The 4,571-nt window shown below is 36.1% G+C and carries 4 protein-coding genes; all 4 read left to right on the forward strand.

Translation table 11 applies throughout. From position 1 onward, the window contains the following. Positions 1-498 (forward strand): hypothetical protein (locus ACTHJT_RS06045; RefSeq protein ID WP_440237102.1); only part of this gene is annotated, 498 nt, incomplete at its 5' end. 437 nt (positions 499-935) lie between these two features. Beyond that, positions 936-1,463, forward strand: a complete 528-nt coding sequence (locus ACTHJT_RS06050) for a hypothetical protein (protein WP_440237103.1) — start codon at positions 936-938, stop codon at positions 1,461-1,463. A 602-nt stretch (positions 1,464-2,065) separates the two neighbouring features. Next, positions 2,066-3,421 (forward strand): IS110 family transposase, encoded by a 1,356-nt coding sequence (locus tag ACTHJT_RS06055; protein WP_440237104.1) that lies wholly within the window; start codon positions 2,066-2,068, stop codon positions 3,419-3,421. A 35-nt stretch (positions 3,422-3,456) separates the two neighbouring features. Beyond that, a complete protein-coding gene (locus ACTHJT_RS06060) occupies positions 3,457-4,398 on the forward strand; it encodes a hypothetical protein (protein WP_440237105.1) in 942 nt (313 codons plus the stop codon). Positions 4,399-4,571 lie beyond the last annotated feature (173 nt).

Here is a 4,571-nt window from a genome sequence, read left to right on the forward strand (position 1 = left end):
AGATTTGAGGCTCTTGACCATTTTCAAAAAAACAAGAGCGAATATGAAAAATTAAGACAACAGTTTTCTTTCATCAACCCTAAAAATTATAGAGGGTCAGGTAGAGAGCATTTTGATGGAAATCCGTTTTATATTGACAAAGACGTTCTATTCTCATGGCCAGACAGCAATATCGAAAACGTTGACAATATAGAAGCAAGAAAACTATTTGCAAAGTATGAAGAAGCAAATACACCTAAAGACACACTTGACGATTTACCCTTTTATTCGTTGCGAGAAATGCAAGAAGTTTTTGGTCTATTAGAGAACAGGCAGGACTATGAAATATTAGAAATATCCGAAAATAAAGAGACAGTTTCAGACAAAACCTTTGGGTTTGACATTGGTTATATTGGTGGAGATTTTTTCTCGGCAATAGCAGATGTTGCAATTAAACCGATGTGGCATCCACCCGACTTTGACGATATGGAGGACATAAAACAACAACTAAACAACTAAACAAATTTTGCTTATTTGATACTTATGAACAAGCCGGGTTATACAGACAGACATATTTGGCAAAGGAATGGAGCGAAAAAGAAATGTCGGACGGTCAGATTACTATAATACAAATTGAAAAAGTATAAATTGGGTATGCTGCTAACATTCGCATTGGCAATAGCTGGGCGTGACGTGCATTTCATCAGCTTTTTGTTCGCTATTGGGCAGTAGTTCCGGGCTGAAAATACGCTATTGAGCAACAGAATAAAAATGTCAACTTTTGTTCAATTATTGGCAGACGTTCCGGCAGAAAGTTATAAATTGCCCAGCCATCGCCAATGCGTGGACGTAAGGTGCAAGCCGGCTAACTCTTTATTCAGCAGACACCAAGACTATATTTGTTTTTTTTGCTGACCATTCGCGAAGACAAAATTTTAATTTAAAAACTACTTGACATGGGTTTATTAAATGTTGTTCCAGAAAACCACGACTATGATGGACTGAATGAAAACTCTTCTGACATAGAAAGACGTGATGTTGTTTTTAAAATACTGCAAAAATCAAGTAGTCCTGTTTGGTTAGATTATGGACTTCTTTTTATCCCAAACGAAAAGAAAAATGTTTTCAATGCCAATCTTAAAAGTACCAAGCTTGTTTATGTCCAGGAATCGAAAATGGAACCGACTTTTCAACTTAATCCAGATGGACTATTACTTTTAGACAAGTACCGTTCCTATTCTAACTATATTCAACAACTTCAAAAACAAGAATTAATACAAAGAACTAAACTTGAAGAACGAGAAAATTTAGAGATGCAAAAACTTCGTGGTGAAGTTGATGACCTTACCAACAGACTTTCAGATTATGCTTCCACTAAGAAAAGATCCGTCAGAAGCGAAATAATAGCAATCGTATCAGCATTAATAGCAGCGATAACACTGATAATATCAATGATCCAATGGCTATCGCATAAGACCGGTTAACTCTTCGTTTTAAATTTTCCATTTTTTATCAAATTTAATATTTGCTTCGCCCTGACAAAAAGCAAATACAGCCGAGCGATATTATATAATCAACTTTAATTCAAACTTCATGGCCAGCACCTTACAAGCGCATTGGCAATAGCGGGGCTGAAGAATAAAAATCTCAGCTTTTTGTTCGTTTACTGGCTTCTGTCCGGCTGAAAATACTCTGGTGGACTTTGTTCATATTCTGTACTTTTAGTTCTTTATTCGGCTGACGTTCCGGGCGTGACGAGTTTTGAATATCCCGCCATCGCCAATGCGTGGACGTTAGCGGCAATCCCTCTTTTTCCCACCGAAATGAATTCCGACGCTAACGTTTAGCACTCTATGATCATCGGTCTTCTTATTATTGTAAGGCTCTAATGTAAGGCCGATTTTAAACTGTTGCGTAATAGCACGGGTGCAATCCTGGTTGGAATGTAAAAAGCCTTTCTGCTACAACAAAAAGGCTTTGAGATGAATTCAGTGGTGGTCCCGGTTTTATGGGAACCCCGGTCAGAATAATTGCATGTCAAAGATACATTCCCTTAGAGCTTTTTTATCATCTTAAAAAAAATGCAATGAAGAAAAAGATTGTAATGGAAATCATTAATCCAAATGCTGCCGGAATTGATGTAGGCAGCCGTTCTCATTTTGTAGCTGTGGGGCAAGGTAGCGATGATGTAAAAGAGTTCGGTGTTTATAATGAAGATTTAAACTCTCTTGTTCAATGGCTTCTATTAAATGAAGTAACCACTGTAGCCATGGAAAGTACGGGTACTTATTGGCAAAGCCTTTTTGCTGTTTTGCAGAATGCAGACTTTAAGGTAATTCTATGCAATGGAAAGTTTACCAAAAACATCAAGGGCAGAAAAACGGATGTCCAGGATTGCCAATGGATACAAAAGCTTCATACCATTGGCCTATTAACCGGAAGCTTTTTACCCGATGAAGCTACAGAACAATTAAGAACTTATTGCCGCCATCGGGCTAATCTATTGGACCAGGCCGCTGATACAACGCGCAAGATGCAAAAATATTTAAGGTTGCTAAATCTGCGTCTTGATGTGGTAGTAAAAGATATTACCGGATTAACCGGATTGTCAATTATTGAAGCGATATGTACAGGAGAAACAGATGCTGCAAAACTGGCGTCATTGAGAAATGGTAATTGCAAAAAGAGTGAAGAAGAAATTGCCAAAGCCCTTCAGATCAATGGAAGAACTGATTATTTTTTTGCATTGAAACACGAATACAAGATGTATCAGTACCTCCAATCGTCAATAAAAGAGTGTGATATTGAAATAGAAAAATTATTGAGTAACCAAATAAATAATTCTGAGAATAAACGAGAACATTTTCTGGATAAGAAAGTGCATAAGCGCATCAATAAAAACACACCCAAAAACATGGATTTAAATCTGATGGCTTATCAATACTTTGAAGGGATAGACTTATTGGCTATAGAGGGAGTAAGTTATTCTACGGTATTAAGCATCATGAGTGAAGTCGGGCTGGAAGGGATAAAGAAATTTGCAACAGCCAAACAATTTGCAAGCTGGTTAAGACTGGCGCCCAATAATAAAATAAGCGGTGGCAAAGTATTGAGCCATAAAATCCCTAAAGGGAGCAGCCGGCTTAAGATTGCCTTACGCAATGCTGCCAATGTGATAGGCAATTTAAAAGACACCCCATTATCTAATTTCTTTTGTCGCATTAATTATAGAAAAGGAAGAGTATCGGCCATAAGTGCCACCGCCAGAAAGCTGGCAATTATTATATGGAACATGATCGTGAAAAAACAGCCTTATAATAATGAACACGGCTATGAGTTCCTGGATCAAAAGAGAAAAAGAAAAGTGCAGGAAATGAAAAAACTAATTCATAAGTTTGATATAAAGACTGATGAATTAGGGCTGCAACTCAACGGCTTGTGAAACGTTAGTCAGAATGTTTAAAAACCGGTTTAGTCATGGGAACGATTCAAGATATGATAAATAAATTAGAGCGGTTTAAAAATGAAATCGAAAGTTTATCAAATATAAATATCCCCATTATTCCAGACAAAAATGGGATGATTGACCGACAATGTCCCAAAACTGAATGTAAATCTATATTTAAAGTTAGCAGTGCAGATTGGAAAAATACATTTAGAGATGAAGAGGTGTTTTGTCCTTTTTGCAGAAATAATTCTCCAGCCAAAGAATATCTTCCAGAAGATCAAAGAACAGCTGTGGTTAATAACATAAGAAGGTCAGTGACTGATTTTTGGAATCATGGATATTCAATTTCCCTTAATATAATTTCAATAGAATCTAGAGAAGAATTTGAATTGAAAATTCAATGTGAAAAATGCAACGTCCACTATGCCGTAATCGGAGCTGCATATTTTTGCCCTTGTTGTGGTTACAATTCAATTGAAAGGACTGCACAAGAATCGATAGAAAAGATAATTTTGAAAGCCAATAAAATTTCTATTATTCAAAAATCTTTAGAAAGTAAATTATCTAAAGACGAGGCGGCAATCATTACTAGATCAATTATTGAAAGTTCAATTTCAGATTGCATAAGCACTTTACAATTTTTTAGTGAACATAAATACAATTCTATTTCAAACGCAAAAGCCCCTTTTAATGCTTTTCAAAATATCGAAAAAAGTAACGAGCTCTGGATGTTGGTAAAAAATGAAAATTACAACACTTGGTTATCAAAAAATGAACTCGATTCTTTATCAATTTTCACCTTACGTAGACACTTGCTTGAACATAAAGGAGGAATTGTAGATTTAAAATATTTGCAAAATTCTGGGGACAAAAATTACAAAGAAGGAGACAGAATCATCGTTACAGCAAACGACGTAGAGCTTTTGGGAACAATTGTACTTAAATTATTGAACCAAATAAATAAGCCCTAAAATGGGCATGCATACAACACAAGTATTTGCAATAGCAGGGGCGAGGTGCAAGCCTTTATCTATAATTCGTTATCATCAATAGTTCCAGCGTGAGTAATTTAGCTTTTGTGCTTAACTTCGGCTATAGTTTTTCAATAGGCTAACGTTTGAGCGAGACGTTCATTGAATATCAG

This window comes from Cytophaga sp. (assembly GCF_051961495.1).
GTDB lineage: Bacteria > Bacteroidota > Bacteroidia > Cytophagales > Cytophagaceae > Cytophaga.

Bases quoted from the DNA above. Each gene is read 5' to 3' on its own strand.
- ACTHJT_RS06055 (WP_440237104.1), top strand. From the start codon at position 2,066: ATGAAGAAAAAGATTGTAATGGAAATCATTAATCCAAATGCTGCCGGA.
- ACTHJT_RS06050 (WP_440237103.1), top strand. From the start codon at position 936: ATGGGTTTATTAAATGTTGTTCCAGAAAACCACGACTATGATGGACTG.
- ACTHJT_RS06060 (WP_440237105.1), top strand. From the start codon at position 3,457: ATGGGAACGATTCAAGATATGATAAATAAATTAGAGCGGTTTAAAAAT.